The 20,445-nt window shown below is 41.8% G+C and carries 19 protein-coding genes and 1 tRNA gene; 11 read left to right on the top strand and 9 right to left on the bottom strand.

Features of this window, described 5'->3' with window-relative positions; all coding sequences use genetic code 11:
• Positions 1-15: 15 nt before the first annotated feature.
• Positions 16-267 (top strand): hypothetical protein, encoded by a 252-nt coding sequence (locus NU887_RS17145; RefSeq protein WP_258424608.1) that lies wholly within the window; start codon positions 16-18, stop codon positions 265-267.
• A 79-nt stretch (positions 268-346) separates the two neighbouring features.
• On the opposite strand, the gene NU887_RS17140 is transcribed toward NU887_RS17145, so the two are convergent.
• The 5 genes from NU887_RS17140 to NU887_RS17120 form a co-directional block, all read right to left on the bottom strand.
• Complete coding sequence (locus tag NU887_RS17140; RefSeq protein WP_258424607.1) at positions 347-703, bottom strand: helix-turn-helix domain-containing protein; 357 nt, start codon at positions 701-703, stop codon at positions 347-349.
• 1 nt (position 704) lies between these two features.
• Positions 705-986, bottom strand: a complete 282-nt coding sequence (locus tag NU887_RS17135) for a type II toxin-antitoxin system HigB family toxin (RefSeq protein WP_275982423.1) — start codon at positions 984-986, stop codon at positions 705-707.
• Between the two features lie 629 nt (positions 987-1,615).
• Positions 1,616-2,488 (bottom strand): hypothetical protein, encoded by an 873-nt coding sequence (locus NU887_RS17130; RefSeq protein WP_258424605.1) that lies wholly within the window; start codon positions 2,486-2,488, stop codon positions 1,616-1,618.
• A gap of 315 nt (positions 2,489-2,803) precedes the next feature.
• Positions 2,804-2,877: transfer RNA gene (locus NU887_RS17125), tRNA-Asn, on the bottom strand.
• A gap of 168 nt (positions 2,878-3,045) precedes the next feature.
• On the bottom strand, positions 3,046-3,903 hold the full coding sequence (locus tag NU887_RS17120) for a hypothetical protein (RefSeq protein ID WP_258424604.1): 858 nt from the start codon (positions 3,901-3,903) through the stop codon (positions 3,046-3,048).
• A 200-nt stretch (positions 3,904-4,103) separates the two neighbouring features.
• Between NU887_RS17120 and NU887_RS17115 the strand changes: the two genes are divergently transcribed.
• The 4 genes from NU887_RS17115 to NU887_RS17100 all read left to right on the top strand — a co-directional run bounded on the left by NU887_RS17115 (position 4,104) and on the right by NU887_RS17100 (position 9,641).
• Entirely contained in the window at positions 4,104-5,393 is a 1,290-nt protein-coding gene (locus NU887_RS17115; RefSeq protein WP_258424603.1) for a Gfo/Idh/MocA family protein, read from the top strand.
• Between the two features lie 55 nt (positions 5,394-5,448).
• The gene (locus NU887_RS17110; protein WP_258424602.1) at positions 5,449-5,928 is read left to right on the top strand and encodes a (2Fe-2S)-binding protein; all 480 of its coding nucleotides are present in this window, start codon (positions 5,449-5,451) and stop codon (positions 5,926-5,928) included.
• Positions 5,925-8,204: a xanthine dehydrogenase family protein molybdopterin-binding subunit gene (locus NU887_RS17105; RefSeq protein WP_258424601.1), complete on the top strand. Its 2,280-nt coding sequence runs from the start codon at positions 5,925-5,927 to the stop codon at positions 8,202-8,204. Before NU887_RS17110 ends, NU887_RS17105 begins: the two co-directional genes overlap by 4 nt.
• Before the next feature lie 342 nt (positions 8,205-8,546).
• Positions 8,547-9,641: a hypothetical protein gene (locus NU887_RS17100; RefSeq protein ID WP_258424600.1), complete on the top strand. Its 1,095-nt coding sequence runs from the start codon at positions 8,547-8,549 to the stop codon at positions 9,639-9,641.
• Between the two features lie 174 nt (positions 9,642-9,815).
• Here NU887_RS17100 and NU887_RS17095 read toward each other — a convergent pair whose 3' ends face one another.
• Positions 9,816-10,745, bottom strand: coding sequence for a ThuA domain-containing protein (locus NU887_RS17095; RefSeq protein WP_258424599.1), 930 nt, complete (start codon positions 10,743-10,745; stop codon positions 9,816-9,818).
• Positions 10,746-10,821: 76 nt separating this feature from the next.
• Between NU887_RS17095 and NU887_RS17090 the strand changes: the two genes are divergently transcribed.
• From NU887_RS17090 to NU887_RS17080, 3 genes are read left to right on the top strand one after another with little or no spacing between them, the layout of a single operon-like run.
• Positions 10,822-11,793, top strand: coding sequence for a DUF6807 domain-containing protein (locus NU887_RS17090; RefSeq protein ID WP_258424598.1), 972 nt, complete (start codon positions 10,822-10,824; stop codon positions 11,791-11,793).
• 26 nt (positions 11,794-11,819) lie between these two features.
• The gene (locus tag NU887_RS17085) at positions 11,820-13,190 is read left to right on the top strand and encodes a Gfo/Idh/MocA family protein (protein WP_258424597.1); all 1,371 of its coding nucleotides are present in this window, start codon (positions 11,820-11,822) and stop codon (positions 13,188-13,190) included.
• Between the two features lie 4 nt (positions 13,191-13,194).
• Entirely contained in the window at positions 13,195-14,571 is a 1,377-nt protein-coding gene (locus NU887_RS17080) for a putative oxidoreductase C-terminal domain-containing protein (RefSeq protein ID WP_258424596.1), read from the top strand.
• Between the two features lie 10 nt (positions 14,572-14,581).
• Here NU887_RS17080 and NU887_RS17075 read toward each other — a convergent pair whose 3' ends face one another.
• The 3 genes from NU887_RS17075 to NU887_RS17065 form a co-directional block, all read right to left on the bottom strand.
• Positions 14,582-15,232, bottom strand: coding sequence for a YiiX/YebB-like N1pC/P60 family cysteine hydrolase (locus NU887_RS17075; protein ID WP_258424595.1), 651 nt, complete (start codon positions 15,230-15,232; stop codon positions 14,582-14,584).
• Between the two features lie 254 nt (positions 15,233-15,486).
• Entirely contained in the window at positions 15,487-15,774 is a 288-nt protein-coding gene (locus tag NU887_RS17070) for a hypothetical protein (RefSeq protein ID WP_258424594.1), read from the bottom strand.
• A gap of 2 nt (positions 15,775-15,776) precedes the next feature.
• Positions 15,777-17,435: a DNA polymerase/3'-5' exonuclease PolX gene (locus NU887_RS17065; RefSeq protein WP_258424697.1), complete on the bottom strand. Its 1,659-nt coding sequence runs from the start codon at positions 17,433-17,435 to the stop codon at positions 15,777-15,779.
• A 150-nt stretch (positions 17,436-17,585) separates the two neighbouring features.
• On the opposite strand from NU887_RS17065, the gene NU887_RS17060 reads away from it, so the two are divergent.
• The 3 genes from NU887_RS17060 (at position 17,586) to pyrR (ending at position 20,444) form a co-directional block, all read left to right on the top strand.
• Complete coding sequence (locus NU887_RS17060) at positions 17,586-17,993, top strand: EVE domain-containing protein (RefSeq protein ID WP_258424593.1); 408 nt, start codon at positions 17,586-17,588, stop codon at positions 17,991-17,993.
• Positions 17,990-19,639 (top strand): transcriptional regulator, encoded by a 1,650-nt coding sequence (locus NU887_RS17055; protein ID WP_258424592.1) that lies wholly within the window; start codon positions 17,990-17,992, stop codon positions 19,637-19,639. Before NU887_RS17060 ends, NU887_RS17055 begins: the two co-directional genes overlap by 4 nt.
• Positions 19,640-19,901: 262 nt before the next feature.
• Entirely contained in the window at positions 19,902-20,444 is a 543-nt protein-coding gene (gene pyrR, locus NU887_RS17050; RefSeq protein ID WP_258424591.1) for a bifunctional pyr operon transcriptional regulator/uracil phosphoribosyltransferase PyrR, read from the top strand.
• The last annotated feature ends 1 nt before the right edge of the window (position 20,445 follow it).

Here is a 20,445-nt window from a genome sequence, read left to right as displayed (position 1 = left end):
TAAAACAATCAAATCATGTTTGAAGGCCCAAGCTATCCTAATGCGTTAGATGAATCGGTTTTTGAGGAATGGCTCGCAAAAGGACGAATGAGCAAGACACCATTTGCCTATCTATTGGTCATTTGGGATGAACTTGACCGTACCTACATCCCGGTTTATATTGAAGAGCGGAGCGAACTGAAAAATTTTGCCCGCTATGGTCAGGCTCCCGACCATCAACTTTTGGTAGCTGCTTACGACCTGTATTCTGAGACAAGGGTGGTGTAGGGGAGATTGTCAAAAGGTTTTGGAATCTGAGGACACTGCCTCTAAAAATAAAACTATTGTTTAAAAACCTTTCCGGGAATCAAGAAAGGAGTATTTCTGCAGGAATTTTCAACTCCTTGTGAAATAGTTTGGCCAAATCCAAAGTAAGTGGCTTTTTACGGTTTAAAATCATTGAGATATAACTTTTACTCCCAACCTTCCCTACCAAATCTTTGTTTTTCATTCCCAATTCATCCATCTTTAATTTGATCGCATCTATGGGATCGGGTAATGGGATGGGGAAGTTTCTATCTTCATAATCCTTGATCAATAACAGCGCTACTTCTACTTGCTTCCCTATAGCAGTATCAGGAGTTATTTGTTTGTTAAACATTTCATCTATCCAATTCAAATATTCCTCATATTGAACATCAGACTTAATTATTGTCAGTTCCATATTATTTGTTCTTAAAGACTATTGATGCTACATCTATTTTGTCATATTCTTTATGGGTACCAAACCATTTGATTTGAACAACTTTGAAATCAAAGACAAACCTCACAACTAAGCGGTACTTGTTGCCCATAATATTGAATACTACTCTATCGTCGCCAACAAGACTTGCATTTCTATAAACACTTTTTAAATCGTTGAAACTTTTAAACTCCGACTTTAGGATTTCATGATACCATTCAAACAGTGCAGAGGCTGCCTGAGGGTATTTTATGGAATATTCCAAAAGAGTTTTTCTTGTGACAATATTAAACACAGTCAAAATTACAAAAAGTTCACTAAAAGAAAACTTTAAAGATATATTTTTAATGTTACTTCCATGAAAAATATATCCTAACCACTTCAACAATTACGGCAGTCACAATAGCAATCCAGAACCACTTTTTTTGGGTATCTATTTGTAACTGAAGATTTTCTATTTCAAGATCATATTTTTTTTGATCTCTTTCTTCCTTTATTTTCTCCTTCTCCTGTTCTTCTTTTTTAAAATGTAAAAATTTAGAATAATCATCAAAATGAATAGAGTTGGGTGAAGGTTATATAAAATTACTATTCTTTTTTGGTTCTGAAGTTAATAGACCTTCATGCACTAAAACTTCAATGATAAATTTTACATCCTTAATTCTTCTAGGATCATTTTGTTGATTTGGCGTCAAAATGACCTGTGCAAACATTTCATCAGGTAGACCTCCTATTTCTTTGGCCTTTGCAAAAATTTTTTCTGCTAATTCTATTTGAGACTCATCCGTATTTGTATAATTCTAAAATATCGAAATCATGAATTTTTATAATTGCGTTTTCGCCATTTTCCTCTATTATGGATTATACTTTTGTAGCAAATTTGATATCTGCTACTTAATATAAGTAATACTCAATCTCTCTACGAAAGACCTTTCTTGGGCGATTGTCAATAAATTCTTTTTTTTCTATCCAATTGCCAGTTGTATCATAAATATAGGTATAGGTTGTTGTTTTGAATTCTCCAGTATTCAAAGAGATATTTTTTTGACTGGTAATATTATCTTGCTCATCGAGTAGATTTTCAGTGAGATAAACTTGTCCACTTTTGAAGTGGGTTATCAAGACCTTATTAGGTGTCCTGAAAATTTCATCTTGATAAAAATTGATGGTCAAATTTTGTAATCTGGAAACATTGCTGTAATCCTCTTTTCTTATGATTCTTCTTTGGGCATCCATTTCGAAGAAAGATTTACTAATATAAGAACTATCACTGTTGATGGTGATAAATTCTTCGGTCCTGTTTTCTAGTTTATAGTGATAGATTCTTTGGAATTCACCTTTTCGTTTTTCAACAACAGTAGTTAAGCTATCAAAAGGATAAGTATATTCGAAGGTTGCTGTATCAGAACCGTCAATTGCATCAAAAATGTAAGATTCTTTGGCAAGCCGATGTTCTTCATCATAGTCATAGGTCCAAATCCCAGAAGGAATTAGCTGATCTTCCCTAAGTTTCAATTCAGTTTTTTCAAGAAGCCAACCTTGTATATCGAATTTATGGATATAATTATGCATGCCAAAAAAGTCGAACTTTAGCAGGTTAATGCTGTCGGATTCAATACTTATCGGTTCATAAGCTGTGTGTTTAATAGTTTTGACAGCCCCTTTTAAGTTCATCTTATCCACATGTTTTATCGAATTTGTTCCGTTTTGGCAGAATGAAAACCGGGGGAAAATCAGGATCAGTGAAAGTAAAAACCATTTTTTCATACCCTATATTTCCTAAATTAAAAACTTTGTTCAAAGTTATTTGAGTGAAAATATTTGTTTATCAAATCAAAGGAATAGTGAAATGGATTTATTTAACTGCCATAACGTTTGAAGTTGCGGCTTTCGGCACGCTAAAAAGTTGCACGCATTTTGAACGCAAGTGAGAAAAAAGCACCAAAATCAGCACTTTTATCCATCCCATGCATTTCGCCATTTTTGAGGCGACCCAACCCGCTTAAAAAGGAAAAAGACCTCAGAATCACGTTCTGAAGCCCTTTTTAAACGAAAAAACCTCAGATTTCTCTGAGGCTTTTGCTCCCCCTCTAGGGCTTGAACCTAGGACCCCATGATTAACAGTCATGTGCTCTAACCAACTGAGCTAAGGAGGAATTTTATTGATTTTATTAGACCCTTTGGTCTAAGGTGATGCAATATTAGCAGGTTAAGCCATTTTTTCCAAACTGACTCCACAAAAAAATTGGAATAATATCAACTGCAACTTAATTATTCCTATAAATCAGGGACTTATTTTTATTTTTTATCCCTACACACACTTCTTATTCCTTCGCCTCCCCCACTTGCTTTACCAAAAGCTTGTTATAGATGTAGGTAACTCCCAAAACCATCAAGCCAGCAATCACCGCCAACAAAACATTATAATAAGCCGGGGCAGACAAAGTCAGTCTCAGGAATATCGTCGCCAAAGCAAAGGAGGAATACCTGAAAAGGTTATAATACTTGGTCGTGTACCTCAGTGAAAAAAGAAGGATAAACACATCCGTAAATATCAACAGTGTATAAAACAGCTTGATGCTGTAAATAAACTCATGGGTCTGATAGGCCGTGAAAATGTCATAAATCCCCAAAAGTATAAATGAAACTGTCAGGTAAATGGACATCAGCTTTTTGATGGATACAAATCCTTTTTGCTCTTCGTATGTCCTGGTAATTCGGATATGTTTTTGTGCCCGATAAAAAAGCCCTGTGATCAAAAAAATCAGGACCGCTCCAAAGGCATCGGACACAATGGGGAGTAGTTCCATCAAAAACCCAACCTCCCAGGTCATGTCTCCCAGATAATGCCCAAACTCCTTGAATGCATCCCTCAGCAAGAGTAAGGAAACAATCTCAAACTGCTTTCCTACAGAATCCGCGACAGACTTTGGAATCAGAAAAATCAATCCCAACACTTCAAATACCAAAAGCACATTGAAGGCCAATTCAATTGCATAGAATGCAGAGAATTTTTCTCCAAAATAAGCGATATCGAGATATGAAAGTAAGCCCATCAACAGACCTCCTACAAAAAACATCACGACTATATTGCTGATCCATTTGGATACGGAGTCACTTTCCCAGTGTTCATCCAATAAATCGAAAATTCCAATCTGCCAATCAAAAAACCTCTTTAACATACCTATACAACCTCAATTTTCAAATTTGGTTATCAGCCACTTATGCCTACCTCTTCCCGTTCATATTCCAATTATCCAATAAAAATAACCAAAAGCCAATCTTGAGGAAGGAGATAAAAATCACATATTTTTTTATTTATATTGAGATAAAAAGAAGGCTCTTCTTCAAAAACCCAACAACCAACAAAAAAACCAATCTTATGAATCATAATATCAACAGGCGGGATTTTGTCCGCTACTCTGTCCTAACTGCCCTAGGACTACAATTTTTACCTTTCCAAGGCCTCAAAGCCGCCGCATCTGACAGGGTCAGGATAGCACATATCGGCCTTGGCGGAATGGGTTTGGCGCATATGAATTGGTTTGCAAACTTACCCGAAGCAGAGATCGTCGCCCTCTGTGATGTTGATGAAGAACACGCCAGGGAAGCTTTGTCCCAACTCAAAAAAATCCATCCTGACACCAAGGCCCAGATTTATACTGACTTCAGAAAAGTCTTGGAACGCAATGATATCGACGCTGTCACCATCGCCACTCCGGACCATTGGCATGCACAGATCGCTATTTTGGCATTTCAAGCAGGCAAAGATGTCTATGGAGAAAAGCCCCTTTCCTACTCGCTGAGGGAGGGACAGTTGATGTTGGCTGCGCAAAAATCAAACAACAGGGTTTTTCAGTTGGGCACGCAGATCCATGCCGGAGACAATTACCACCGAGTGGCCGAGATCATCCAATCCGGGGAGTTGGGCAGAATCAAAACTGTCAGGCTATGGAAAACCGGTGAACCTCCTCTCATCGAAAAACTCAACTATCAGACCCCTCCACCTAACCTGAATTGGGACATGTGGCTAGGACCTGCCCCCTATTCAGAATACGCCCCTGAAAAATGTCATTTCACTTACCGATATTTTATGGAGTATTCGGGAGGTGTTTTTCAGGACTTTTGGTGCCATATTGCAGATGTGGTGTGGATGTCCATTGCGCCTACCGGCTTGAAATCCATATCAGCAAAAGGTGAAAAATCGGAAGGCGTAGGCGATACCCCAAAATGGATCGATGTGGATTTCAAATTCAAAAAACTCAAAATCCATTGGACCTCCACGCCTCCACCGGTTCAAGGTGCCGACAAAATGGGAATAGGTGCTTATTTCGAAGGCACAAAAGGAAATCTCATCTGTGATTACAGTACGATAGCCATCCACATGAATGGCCAAACATTGACTGATATTCCAGAAATCGCCAAGTCCATCCCAAGATCTCCAGGCCACCAACAGAATTTCCTCGATGCCGTCAAATCCCGTCAGCAACCTGAATCCAATCTTGAATATGCGAGAGGAATGACCCTTCCAATGCATTTGGCATTGATTTCATACAAACAGGAAAAATCTTTGAAATGGGATGCCAAGAAAGAACTGTTCCTAAAAGATGGCGGTGCCAATGAATTGTTATTCAGACCATACAGGGAAAAATGGAACCTGATCGGTGCTTAATCCTAAAAATAATTAACATCTTAATATTCACTCAAAAAAGAACCATCCAACCTCTATGGAAAAATTTTCAATATCTGTCAATGGCAAAAAGCAGGAAGTGACCGCAGATCCGGACATGCCGCTGCTTTGGGTTTTAAGGGATTTGCTCTCGATGAAAGGGACCAAATTCGGTTGTGGTCAGGCACTTTGTGGAGCCTGCACGGTACATTTGGACGATGAAGCCATCAGGTCCTGCAGTACTCCAATCTCTACAATTGGTAGCAAAAAAGTAACTACGATCGAGGGTCTTGATAAAGAAGGCCATCACCCTCTTCAAGACGCTTGGGTGGAACATATTGTTCCCCAATGCGGATACTGCCAAACAGGTCAGATCATGAATGCTGCAGCCTTACTTAAGAAAAACATAAGTCCGACTGTTGCAGAAATCGAAGAAGCCATGGCAGGAAACCTCTGCCGCTGCGGCACCTACAACCGGATCAAAGAAGCCATCATCACTGCATCCGAAGCACTTTACTTAAAACATCAAAGTATATGATGCCGAACTTCCCGTTTTTAAAAAACAAAAAAGCTGAAGACAAAAGCGAAGTCTTTGTTCCTTCACGCAGGGATTTCTTGAAACTCAGTTCTCTGGCCACAGGAGGATTCCTTTTGGGAGTCAATTTCCAATGTGCCGGACCCAAAGGTGAAACCATCACTTTTGCCCCCAATGTATTTGTCAGCATCACTTCAGACAATGAAGTCATCATCGTAGCACACCGTTCTGAAATGGGTACGGGCATCCGCACCACATTGCCACAGATCGTTGCGGATGAATTGGGAGCGGATTGGTCCAAGGTGAAAATTGTGCAGGCCATAGGCGATGAAGAAAAATATGGCAACCAAAATACTGACGGATCATTTTCCGTCAGGATGTTTTATGAGCCCATGCGAAAAACCGGAGCTACGGCAAGACACATGCTTATCGCTGCAGCAGCCAAAAAATGGGAAGTAAGTCCCGCCGAATGCCATACGGAAAATTCGCAGGTCCTCCATTCTTCAGGCAAGAAGATCGACTTTGGAGATTTGGTAGCTGAGGTTAAAGACATGCCATTGCCTGATCCGGAGAGTATCACTTTAAAGGAATTTTCAAGCTATAAACTGATCGGTAAAGACGTCGCCATCTATGATGCAAGAGACATTGCCGCCGGAAAAGCTGTTTTTGGAGCCGATGTAAACCTGCCGGGAATGCAGGTAGCTGTGGTCCGGAGAAGTCCGGTCATCGGTGCCAAAGTCATTTCCTTCAACGATACCAAAGCCTTGGCAGTACCAGGAGTAAATAGGGTAGTCAAGATCGAAGGTGCGGGAATTCCTCCGGGATTGGACAAACCTCTTGAGGGTGTTGCCGTCATTGCCGACAATACCTGGGCTGCGATGAAAGGACGGGAAGCGTTGGAAATAGAATGGGACTTGGGGCCAAACCAAACTTACAATTCTGCCAAACAGTTGGAAGAAATGCTTCAAAGTACTGCCAAGGACGGTAAAGTCAGAAGGGAAAGAGGCAACTTCTTGGCAGCGCAGAGGGCAGCAGGAAAGGTTTTGGAAAGAACTTATCTGGCTCCCTTCTATGCACATGCCACCATTGAGCCCCCTGCTGCCATCGCCCATTATCAGGGAGACGGCATCTGTGAAATCTGGGCACCCACCCAGCATCCACAATGGGCAAGACAGGCAGTGGCAACAGCATTGGATCTTGATCTAGACAAAGTAAAGATGAACATTACTTTGCTCGGAGGAGGTTTTGGAAGAAAATCCAAGCCTGATTTTGTGGTGGAAGCAGCTATCCTTTCAAAGGCTGCTAAGTCACCGGTGAGGGTTCAGTGGACCAGAGAAGATGACCTGCATTTTGACTTTTTCCACTCACACAGTGCCCAAAGGATCAAAGCAACGATTGACAAAGACGGAAACTTCACCGGGTGGAACCACCATACTGTTTTTCCAGCCATCGGGGCAACAGGCAGTACTACCGAGCTTCATCCCTCTGATGGTGAATTGGGTTTGGGCTGTACGGATTTTCCTTATGATGTACCAAATATTAAAATTGAAACCCACGAATCAACAGCCCATACCAGAATCGGATGGCTGAGGTCGGTGAGCAATATCCACCACGCTTTTGCCATCGGATGTATGATGGATGAAATCGCTGAAGCACGAGGTATCGATCCTGTAAAGCACGCCCTTCAGATGCTCGGTGAGGACCGCAATCTGGAGTTCAAACCTGAAACTGACGGGAAATATGAAAACTATGGCGAACCGATAGAAACATTTCCATGGAATACAGGAAGGATGAAAAAAGTGATTGAAAGGGTTGCCAAAGAAGCAAATTGGGACCAAAAACTGGCAGAGGGAAAAGCGGTTGGCTTTGCAGCGCACAAGAGCTTCCTGACCTATGTTGCTTGTATAGTGGTAGTGGAAAAAGACGGTTCGGGCAAAATCTCCATCCCTGAAGTCTTCTATGCGGTGGATTGTGGTATAGGGGTGAATACAGACAGGATCCGCTCGCAGTTTGAAGGCGGGGCACAGTTTGCGACAAGTTTGGCGACCACTTCAGCCATCACTTTCGAAAATGGAATCCCACAGCAAAAAAACTTTGATGGCTATCAGATAATCCGGATGCCCCAATCGCCCAAGAAAATCCATGTCCATATCATAGAGAGTATGGAAAAACCAACCGGTGTTGGCGAGCCTCCGGTCCCTCCTTTCATCCCGGCCTTGTGCAATGCGATGTACAAGCTGACTGGCGAAAGGATCTATCAGCTGCCTTTTAAGGCTTAATTCTTTTCCAAGACCTTTGAGGTTTCAAAAAAACCTCGAAGGTCTTTTTCATTTCCGGCTCATGTACCTTTTTCATCAATACAGCACTGTTAGCATCGGAATTCAGTAACCGGGAATTCATTTCAAAATCTATTCAAGAAGGCAAGAAGCTTTTTTTCATAGTCATTCGTGAATTGAAAATATTTACCTGAATTTATCGACTATTAACTAAGAATAACAAAAATTATTTTTTTACCTTTAAATGTAAATTCATTTTAGGTCGGTCTTCCCATACATAACTTTCTCACCATGCTTCAGAAAAACATCCTTTTCCTATTATTGTCGATTTGCACCGTATGTATTATGTCATGTGAACCAAAGGAAGAACCTGTGGTCGAGGTCTCTGAGAAATGGGAAATCGCTGGGTCGTTCAAAGAAGGCCTGTCGCATGCCAAAGAGATCAATGGAGCACTCTTTGCTTCCTCTAGGTCTGGGGTTTATGCCGATGCCAAAACCCAAGGCTCGGCAAGTGATTTCAATGATCTAAGTCTTTTCATACAAGGCGAGATACCATATAGGCTACCCCTGTCAGAGAAATTGATGGTTGCAATCAATACAGCCGAAGTTTCGATCCTGCCTGCCGGAAGTACCCGCCAAGATGACGCTTTGGTCTTGAATATGCGTGAAATTGACCCTAAATTTACTGGTTTTCATTTTTTGCATTATTACCTATGTGAGCAAATCAGTATCAATGCAAATGGGAATATTCTTGTCCCTTACCGGTCAGCAAAGGATGGAATTCAGAAAAATACCCCCGATTTCTTGTTGCTCAAAACATTGGTCAACGATGGGAAAGTTACGATTCTGGAACAAAAACTGATCAAAGAAGAGCATTTCCTTGGAATTGCCACCATCCGCATCATGAAGAATTTTCCCGATTTTACGCGGGTCACCATTGATGGCAAGACCTTTGACATCGACAGTGAAGGAAACTTGGAACTGCGTTTTGAGAAATTTTCTAAGTCGGTACAGGTCGGCAATGAAATCATCACATTTGCACAATTAGGTCCATTGGACAGCAACGATTTTGAAGTTTACAAATCCGACCTTTCGGGAGAGAATAACGAGCTGATCGGCAGCTATGGTTCGGTGGAAATTTCAACTTTGGACAAGTTTTTGTTAACCCAAATGGCCGATGATATTTACAGTGTCGATGGAGTTATTATTTTAAGGCATCTCGACCGTATCTACCGAGTGACAATGAACAGCCAAAAGATCGCTCTAATCGAGTTAGAGAATGATGGCATGGGAAATGGTTATATCACGTCTGTCTTACAACTTGACGATGAAACTGTCTTTGCCACTACTTTGTGTGATAGAGGCGAGATTATAAGCTGCGGTGGCTTTACCAAATCCATCGAAAACTTCTTCAAGCCAAAGGCAATCAAGCCTATTTGATGACGATTACACCCCATCAGTAAAAGGCTTCCGAACGGAAGCTTTTTTTGTACAATCCTATTTTTGACGCGTACTCCTACAATTGACGTAATGTTACATACGGTCGCCGAAGCCGGGAAAAGCCCAAGAGGAAAATCTTCAACGTCTGAATAAGTAATATAATAGTGAAAAACCTCAAAGGCTTCCCTTCCCTATCGGCGTCTCGTCACATTCCACCTCGCCGACTACATATTGTAGTCCGTTCAAATAGAACCTGAGCAAATCCGGATTTTCAAAACTCTGCGCATTGTGGGAAGGTGAGCAATACATCACTTTTCCTTTGCCCTGCGCACGGATCCAAGCCACGTAAGTTTTCCCTTCTGTCAAAGGATTTTTCTGATCGGTAATTTCTGCGTTGTTGAAATACAGCAAAGGCTTGAAATCCAAATCTGCATAGGCATTTTTGTAAAAATAAGGTTCATCGACATGGTTGAAACCTGTGGCGGGAAATGCCTGCACCAAAAGATGCTTTGGATCCGCTAACCTAATCTGAATGGCTTGCTGTGGCGGGTGGTAATCAAAACTTGCTCCCACCAACTTGCTGAATGCGCGGGAATTGTTTTGGGTCGTCACTGCCCCATGAACCAATAATAAACCTCCACCATTCTCTACATATTTCAATAAATTCTTTTCCAATTGAAGCGCCTTATTCATCAATCCCGCACTGTCAGCATCTGAATCCGCTCGGAGTTTATCCCAAAAAAGGTTGCGGTGATCTCCTTTTGAGCAGGTGTTGTTGAGTACGATGGCGTCATATTTAGCTAGGTTTTTTGCTTCAAACATGCTGATATCCTTACTTCCTGTGACCTCAAAAGCACCACTCTTTTCAGAAATTATCTTGATCATTTGCTCCGTATGCGGAATCACCCAATGTTCATATCCTGTATGAAGGGAGAAAACAAGGATTTTCTTTTTCTCAGAAAAATGAAAAGTAGCTTTCTCCGGAGCAAGACTATATATCTTTTCCTTCCAAGTTTGGTCCTGCTTTACTTCAGGAAGGTCCTGTCCCTGGGCCCAAGAAATCTGAAGCATAAGAAGAAATGCTAATACAATCTTTTTATTCATTTGTGAAATCGTATAAACGGTGGGTAAATTTTTTAAGGAATTTGATAAATTACACCTCCCAATAACCTAAAAACCAATGATATTCAAAAGACTTTTCTATATCAGCTTAGCCTCATTTATTTTTATCGGCAATGCTTTTACCCAAAATATAATAATGGAAGAAACTTCAAACGGAATAGATTTTAAAGCAGCCGGCCAACTCCTTTTGACTTATCAGACTGCAAAAGCGGAAGTACCCGCCGGTGTCAAACCTGAGTTCAGCAAATCCGGATTTATCCATCCCCTTGCCTCCCCCTCGGGTCAAGTACTTACAAGAATACAGCCGCCGGATCACTACCACCATTATGGCATTTGGGGGCCATGGACCAAAACCACTATAGAAGGAAGGGAAGTTGATTTTTGGAACCTTGGAGATGGAAAAGGCCGGGTGGATTTTGAAAAAGTCATTTCCAAAAAGACAAATTCCAAGTTTTCAGAATTGGTAGTCAGGCAAAACCACATGGACTTATTGGCTCCAAAAGGACCACAATTGGCGCTCGAGGAAGACCTTTCCATCCGGGTTTGGAACAAGGAAGGAGAAAGGTATCTTATCGATTATTCCACGACAATCTCCACACCATTGAAGTCAAGTGTCATTTTGGAAGCTTATCGATACGGTGGCGGAATAGGTTTTCGTGCTACGGAAAAGTGGGACCACACCAAAAGTACTATTTTGACTTCCGAAGGAAATGACAGAAAATCCGCAGACGGGACATTTGCCAAGTGGCTGATCATCCAAGGTGAAAGTTCAGCGCCTTCTGGCCAAAGCGGCATCCTTTTTCTCAGCCATCCTGACAACAGGTCACACCCCGAACCGATGAGGGTTTGGCCGGAAGATTCCAATGAAGGAAAAGAAAATGTCTTCCTCGAATTTTGCCCCATCCGTCACGAATCCTGGGAAATCCTTCCAGGCAAAAAATACACACTCCATTACAGAATGGTCGTCTTTGACGGAAATATGACTCCTGAAGAAGCGGAAGAATATTGGAAATCCTTCTCAAAAAAATGACCACAATCTAACCTTAGTTCCTCCTCATGAAAAGAAGAAACTTTATTATAAACAGCGCCATGGCCTCAGCAATTATCGGATTTCCTACGATCGTCCCATCTTCCGTTTTTGGGAAAAATGCCCCAAGCAACAAAATCAACATCGGGCAAATAGGATGTGGAAGGATCGCTCGGGAGCATGACCTGCCCGGGACATGGCAACATGATGTGGCAAGGATAGTTGCCGTCTCGGATGTGGACAGCAAGCGGATGCGTGAAGGAAAGGAACTGATCGAGCAGTTTTATACCAAAAAAATGGGCAGTCCATATCTTGCCGTGAAGCAATATGCAGATTACCATCAGATGCTCCAAGACAAAGACATTGATGCCGTCATCATCAGCACGCCGGATCATTGGCATTCCCAACCTGCCATGGAAGCGGCTTTGGCTGGCAAGCATATTTACCTCCAAAAACCAACTTCCCTGACCATCAAGGAAGGCCGGCAATTGGTAGAAACTGTCAATAAAACCAAAGTAATCCTACAACTTGGGACGCAGCAGCGTTCCAGTTTTCAATTCAGACGGGCAGCTGAATTGGTCAGAAACGGCAGGATCGGAAAGCTGCATACCGTCAGGATTGGCTTGCCCGGTGATCCCTCAGGACCTGAAGCTCCTGCAATGCCGATCCCGACAAACCTGAATTTTGACATGTGGCTTGGGTCTACACCGGAAGTACCCTACACTGAAATCGGCGTTCATCCTCAGCAGGACTATAGCCGTCCGGGTTGGCTCCGGCTGGAAAATTACGGCGCAGGAATGATAACAGGTTGGGGACAGCATCACTTTGATTCGGCGGCTTGGGGAATGGACACTGAACTGACAGGACCGAGATTTATCGAAGCAGTTGCAGAATTTCCACGCTCGGGACTTTGGAATGTCCACGGGGATTTTATAGTCAAAGCAGAATATGACAACGGCATCACGATGCTCACAAGCGGCGGCTATCCCAACGGAATCCGATATGAGGGTTCGGAGGGATGGATTTGGGTTTCGAGAGGAAATTATACCGCATCGGCAAGTGACCCTGTCGCGCAAGGAAACAACGCCAAAGCTTTGGATGCGTCAGATCCAAAAATCCTCCAATCCGAAATCGGAGCTGGAGAAATACACTTATACGAAAGCGAAGAACACCACGGCAATTGGCTCGATTGCATCCAATCAGGTGCACAACCAATATCCCCTGCCGAGATCGGTCACCGTGCCTGTTCTGTTTGCCTAGTCAGCCATGTTGCCATGAAAGTGGGAAGGAAACTCGAATGGGATCCAAAAGCGGAACGCTTTGTCAATGACGAGGAGGCAAACTCCCACTTAAGCAGGCCACAGCGTGCACCTTATGGAACAAATCACATCAAAGTCTAATCAGATGAAAAAGCTTTTTCTCACTATTCCATTCTTGGCTTTTTTGATTTTCTTCCAATACTGCAGTGCCCCAAAAAATGAAAACATGAATCAAACGGATAAAAGGAAGGTAACAATCATGAGTCTGGATCCGGGTCATTTCCATGCAGGCTTGATTCACAAGACGATGTATCCACAGGTTGATTCGACTGTGTATGTCTTTGCACCTGAAGGGGCAGAATTGGATGACTATATCAAGAGGATCGCAGGATATAACTCTCGGGAAGAATCCCCGACAGCATGGAATATAGAAGTGGAAAAAGGGGATGATTTTTTATCAAAAATGATTTCCAAAAAGCCGGGCAATGTGATGGTCGTGGCCGGAAAGAATGACCTAAAAATTGACTATATCAGCGCTGCCATCGCCAATGGCATCCATGTCTATGCAGACAAGCCATTGGTCATCAATCAGGAAGGTTTTCAGAAATTGGTCAAAGCCTTTGAAGCAGCTTCACAGAAGAATCTGCTTTTGTATGACATCATGACAGAGAGGTTTGAGATCGCTTCTCAACTTCAGCACGAGCTTTCGATGTTGCCTGAGGTTTTTGGAGAATTGGAAAACGGTAGCTTGGAAAATCCTGCCATCACCAAAGAAAGCGTTCATCACTTTTTCAAGTACGTTTCCGGAAATCCTTTGGTGCGTCCCGATTGGTTTTTTGATGTGACCAAAGAAGGGGAAGGAATTGTCGACGTGACCACGCATTTAGTGGATTTAATCCAATGGGAGGCTTTTCCTGAGGTCATCTTGGACACCTCTGACGTGCAGATGCTGGCTGCGAAAAGATGGCCTACTTCTCTGACTTTGGATGAATTCAGCAAAGTCACCGGCAAAACCGCGTTTCCGGAATTTCTGGAAAAGAACCTAAAAGATGGAAATCTTGAAGTTTTTTGCAATGGAGAGATGAATTACACACTGAAAGGAAAACATGCCAAAGTCAGCGTAATCTGGAATTTTGAGGCGCCGGAAGGTGCCGGAGATACGCATTACAGCATGATGCGCGGCACCAAAGCAAACCTCATAATCAGGCAGGGAAAAGAAGAAAATTTCAAACCGACTTTGTATGTGGCCCTGTTGGAAGGACAAGATCAAGCACTTGAAGATGTCGTAGCCTCAACTCTTCAAACCAAATACCCCGGGCTTGGACTCCAAAAACAAGAAAACGGAGAGTACTTGATCATCATTCCTGACAGCTACCATATCGGGCATGAAGCTCATTTTGGGCAGGTGACGGAGAAGTTTTTGGAGTATTTTGAATCAGGAAAAATGCCTGATTGGGAAGTGCCAAATATGATTGTGAAATATTTTACTACAACGAAAGCGCTGGAGATGGCGAGGGAGTAAATATTTCAATTCAATTGTCCTGAATTTCCATCATCTCCAAAACAGGTTCCAATGACATTCCGCCCGGATTCAAACCAGGTTTTCCTTCCGGAATTGGGATTCCCAATTCCAAAAAGTAAGTTTCCCAAACTGAAAATAATTCACCTGTGTCAGGGTCTTTGTAGGTCATGGGTTTGGGGTGGAAAAGATCCGAACCTCCATTTGCTGCTTTGAAGGCAAAGTGGATCAATTCAGAACAGTAGTACGCCTCATTTTCAAAATTAAAAGCCGAATCATACGGTTTGCCAAGGTGCTTTTTAGCTTCTGAAATTGCTTCCGGAATCAAATGCTGGTATTCAGCCTTAAGCCTTCCGACCATCACTTTTGGCTTTCCATTTTCATCGAGGTGCCTGTTGAGGAATTCCTGTAAGGGCGTTTTGCTTACTCCTTTTCCGATCGCTTCAAGAACAAACCATTCCCCGTTTTCCTGCATCAGCAAGCCATTGTGTGAAAACTCAATGCCCTGATATCCCTCAGTTACTTTCCGGATGGCTTTACAAAAATCGCCGCAATCCCCATCTTGGAAAAGGATATCGCCTTGCTGCCAAGAGAATTCTTTTTCATTACATGAAAAAAACAAAATCATGACTCCCAATAATAAATGGCTTTTCAAAAATTTCATTGATTATCAGTTTTCGTTAAATAATATTTACCAATATCTCTAGTTCAAAAATGTCCACCAATGACAGGTTTCAGGTGGCGTCACCCTGAGTGAAGCGAAGAGTCTCTCCTAAAATAATGAGATCCTTCAGTCGTACCTCCTTCAGGATGACGCTACACCAACCGTCATTACTTTTCTGAACTTTTTTACTGTTAAAACTCTGTTTGATCTTGAAAGAAGCTGCTGTGGTCTGTCGACTATGGACTGTCAAACTATTATATCACCATAATAAAAAACACCAAAGCCACACCCAACACCAAAATCATCTTTTTGGCCTTGTCCTTGGCCTGTTCGGAGATTTTTCTTTTCTTCAAAACCATGATGGCTATACTCAACCCAAAAAATTGAAACAACAATCCTATACCGTTGAGCGGTCCCATCGGTGCATTCAACAACTGAAAGTACCCATTGAAAAGCGGCAACAAACAAATGGCAATTCCAGCTACCCCAAAAATAAAAGAACGCTGCAAAAGCAAATTTTCATCTTTATCTAACCACTTCATCCCTATTTGATTTTATTTTTTCTATCCTGAAAATATTTCCCGATTGCATCGGCTGACATGGCATTGAAGGTCATGTCTTTGGTCAATCCTCCTTTTCTACCCGCAATCACACCGTACTTCATATCTGCATAGCCTTCCATTTCGTGGGCATCAGGGTTGATGGAAAGCTTCACGCCTTTTTCCATGGCATAATTCACCCACCTCCAGTCCAAGTCCAGGCGCCAGGGATTTGCATTGATTTCAATTACCACATTGTGCAATGCGCAGGCATCAATGACCGCTTTATGGTCAATCGGATAGCCTTCTCTGCGCAATAATAACCTTCCTGTTGGATGTCCCAAAATGGTGGTGTAAGGATTAACAATTGCATTGAGCAATCTTGCTGTGGCTTTTTTCCTGTCCATTCCAAGGTTAGAGTGGACGGAGGAAACAATGAAATCAAAGCTCACCAACACTTCCTCAGGATAATCCAAACTGCCATCAGTGAGGATATCACTTTCGATCCCTTTAAAAATCCTGAATGGTGCCAATTCTTTGTTCAACTGATCGATTTCTTGATGTTGTTTTTGGACTTTTTCTATTTCCAGACCTCCGGCATAAAAAGCTGTACGGCTATGGTCAGATATTCCTAGGTATTCATATCCCAATTCCTTGCAATATTCAGCCATTTGCTTCAAAGTATGCTTGCCATCACTGTAGGTGGAGTGGTTGTGCAAAATCCCTTTCAGGTCTTTTTCTTCCAGAAGTTGCGGGATTTTTCCTGCTTTGGCTAGGTCAAATTCGATATATCCTTCCCGAAGTTCTTCCGGAATCCAAGGCAATCCGGCTTTTTCAAAAAGTTCATTTTCCGAGGCAAGCGGAGAATTTTCCCTGAGCACCTCTATCAAAGTTTTCTCTCCAATCACAGGATAAAGCAAGTGGTTTTTGGTCGCTGTCCTCACTATTTTTTCTTCCACAAAATGGGAAAGTTTCGTAAAATGGATGAGCAAATTGATTTCAGGTTCGATCATCTTTCCCCTCCACTTAAATGGACTGGAGGATTTGCGGTCTTTTTCGAGACTTCCCAAGCTGGAAATTTCTAATATGGTTTCACTTTGGTTTTCGGTCGACACTAGAAATTCTACTGTCTCAATGATTTCCATTTTCCTCCCAAAATCCCCAACAGAAATGATTTCATTTACTCCTTTTAGGCCTTTTACATTCTTGATAAATTCTGCAACGAATACCTCAATATCTGCATAAAGCCATTTCCCCTGATTGGCTTCCCTAAACTGAAGTGAAGCCAGGATGCTTTCCTGAGTTTTTTCTCCAAATCCTTTTGCCTTTGCCACCTGACCGGATTGACAGGCTTCAAGCAATTCGTGGGTAGAGGTGATGTTTAGGTCTTCCCAAAGTGCCTTCACTTTTTTGGGACCCAGTCCCTTGATTTCCAAAATTTCCAAAATACCAGTCGGGGTCTTTGCCAAAAGCTCTTCCAAATAAGGATGTGTTCCAACTGTGGCCAATGAAAAAACAAATTCAGCAATACTTTTGCCCATACCTGCATCTGCCTGTAATTGCTCCACAGACTTTCCGATCACAGGGATGTCGTTCCGGTCGATGTTGTTCAGCGCAGCTTGGTAGTTTCTGATCTTAAAAGAGTTTTCATCATGCAGTTCCATGAGTTGGATGCTGCGTTTGAGAAGGCGGAGGATTGTTTTTTGGTCCAAAATCTTGAAAATGTTTGTTCCTGAGATAGACAAATGTCATCAATTATTGTTTCAAAATAAAATCTTAAGCCTTAACTTAAGCCAATCAAAATTTTCCAAATTATGAATTACTGGCTAGTCAAATCAGAACCAAGCGAATATGGATGGGAGGACCTTGTCACCAAAGGAGAGGATGTCTGGGATGGAATCCGTAACTATCAAGCGCGGAATTACCTGAGGGAAATGAAAGTGGGTGATTTGGTTTTATTTTACCACAGTGGTAAAAACAAGGAAATCGTCGGGGTAGCCATAGTTTCCAAAGAGGCATTTCCGGACCTGGAAGAAGGGGAAGATAAAGGTTGGGTTGCGATCAAAATAAAATCCCATCAAAAATTGAAAAATCCTGTTTCATTAGCGCAGCTCAAATCCGACGAAAAATTGTCTTCCCTCCCGTTGCTCAAGCAATCAAGGTTGTCAACAATGCCTGTAGAAAAATCCCAATTTGACCATATTTTGATACTTGGTTCATGAAAAAACATCCCTTTATATTGCTCTTTTCTCTTCTATTAGAGATTTCCGCTTTTTCACAGGTGATGTTTGTGGATCGTTTTGAGATTCCGAGCAATTTTATAGAGAAAGATTTCATTGTCGTGGCCAAACAGGGTGGTTTGGTAGCTTTTCGTGTTCAGCCTGAAAAAGGATTGAACTTTAAGTCAAATCTTCAATATTTTTTGACTGACTTCAATTTGAATTCAGACAACTTGAAAGAAATCAAAGTCAGGGATGGCTATGATTTAGTAGGCTATGACCTTGAAGGCGAATTCCTTTACATCCTGATGCAAAAAGGCAGCGTGGCCACCTCAGAAAGATACCTGATTGAAATAGACTTAAAGAGTGAAGTCGCCAAAGAAGTCCTTCTTGAAAACATATATTCCATGGAACTTCAGGAGTTTTTTGTACTCAACAGAAGTGCCATTTTTATGGGAAATGCTGACTTGAGACCCATCGTGCAGATCTTTGATATCCAAGAAAACAATGTTATTACTGTACAGGGGATATATTTCAAAGACACCAAAATCCTGCAACTAAAAAAAGAGAGTGAACTGGGGGTACTCGATCTGTTGGTAAGCCGCCGGGATAAATATAAAATGAAACAAATTTCCTTGCTGACTTTTGATGATAATGGAAACAAAATAAGGGAAGTTGTCATCGAAAAACTTGAAGACCAAGACATGGAATTGGTAGAAGGTATGATGACTCCCATTCAAAACTACCAACAGTCTATTATTGGCACCTTTGGAAACAGGAAAAGAGAGGCATATCAGGGAATTTACCTTGGCGATATCAATGAATTTGGCGAGTACAAAATAAAATACTTGACCCTGAAGAATTTCCCCAACTTCTTTAATTACATGAAAGAAAAGCAAAAGGAAAAAAAACTTCAGGAACTAGAAAAATCTTTTGCCAAGGGAAAGACACCTTCCATCAAACCTGTTTTTTCGGCAAGGGAAGTCGTCACACTGGATCAAGGCTACCTGGTCTACAGCGATCACTTTTTAGCCACCAATCCACGTTATATGCAACGGGATGGTGTCTATGCCAATGAAGCCTATCGCTACAGTGCCAATAGACTGATGATGGACCAGCTTGGTTATGGATTGGGACGCTATGGCAACAGCTTTCCCGGTTCAAGATACGGGGGAACTTATGTATGGCAGGAAGAGGGGGAATACGAATTTGTGTCTTCGTATTTTCTATTCTTAAACAGGTCAGGCGAAGTAATTTGGGATAATTCCCTTGACCTCACCGGGAACACCACCAACAATCCCGGAAAGTATGGAGAGATAAGTTTTGATGGAGAAAAACTTCATTTCCTTTACTTGGATGATATCCAAATCTACATGAGTTATATCAAAAACGGAGAAGTGATATTCCAAAACAAAACTTTTGAAATCGAATTGATCAACGAAGAGGAAAGGATCAGAGAAACCCAAGATGGGAGTCTTTCACTTACCCATTGGTATAGCAATTACTTTTTGCTGACAGGAAAACAGAAAGTCAGGTACCTAAATGCTGAAAACAAAGAAGAAACCAAAGAGGTATTTTTCTTGACCAAAATCAAAGTAGATGGAGACCAATATGTGCCCGAGGAGGATGAGGATTTGGAAAAGAAATGAGATTCGGAGGAATCAGTGGGCAGTCTCCATCCTTCGGAATTCAAAAATCCCCTACTTGTGAAAGCTTTTACACTAACCAATTAAAACTCAGAGTGAAGTACAATTGTAGTGGCTATGGTCTGTCGACTATGGACTGATTGTCCGCAGCTTTAATCTTTATTTTTAGAAATTGGCAAAGAAGCGGACAATCATAATCTTCAAAAATCAAATTTTTAAACCCAAACACCTTGAAACTTTTTATATTTGCACACAAAGCAAAGCCATGCAAAAAAGACTTGTTCTGGACCAACAGCAAATCGCGATCATTCTCAAGCGGTTCTGCCATCAGTTGATAGAAAACCACGATACTTTTGAAAATACCGTACTTTTAGGCTTACAGCCGCGTGGACCCATTGTTTTGGATAAAATCGTCAGGTTATTGGAAGAAATCGCGGGGGTAAAAGTTCCTTTCGGATATCTTGATGCGACCTTCCACAGGGATGATTTCAGAAGGAGGGATTTCCCATTGAAAGCCAACGAAACCAAAATTGATTTTCTGATCGAGGGTAAGAAAGTCGTACTGATCGATGATGTTCTTTATAAGGGCCGTTCCGTCAGGGCTGCATTGGATGCCATGATTGCATTTGGCAGGCCGCAGAAAGTGGAACTGATGATCTTGATAGACCGCAAATATACCCGAGATTATCCCATCATGCCTGACTATTGCGGGGTGAAAGTCAACACCCTTGAAAGCCAATATGTTTCGGTGGAATGGGTGGAAAAAGGATTTGAAAAAGATGCCATTTGGATAACAGAAAAAGCATAAA

Source organism: Aquiflexum gelatinilyticum (assembly GCF_024741135.1).
Lineage (GTDB): Bacteria > Bacteroidota > Bacteroidia > Cytophagales > Cyclobacteriaceae > Cognataquiflexum > Cognataquiflexum gelatinilyticum.
Note: the sequence above shows the minus strand (reverse complement) of the source record. Positions and strands in the feature narration are given on the sequence as shown.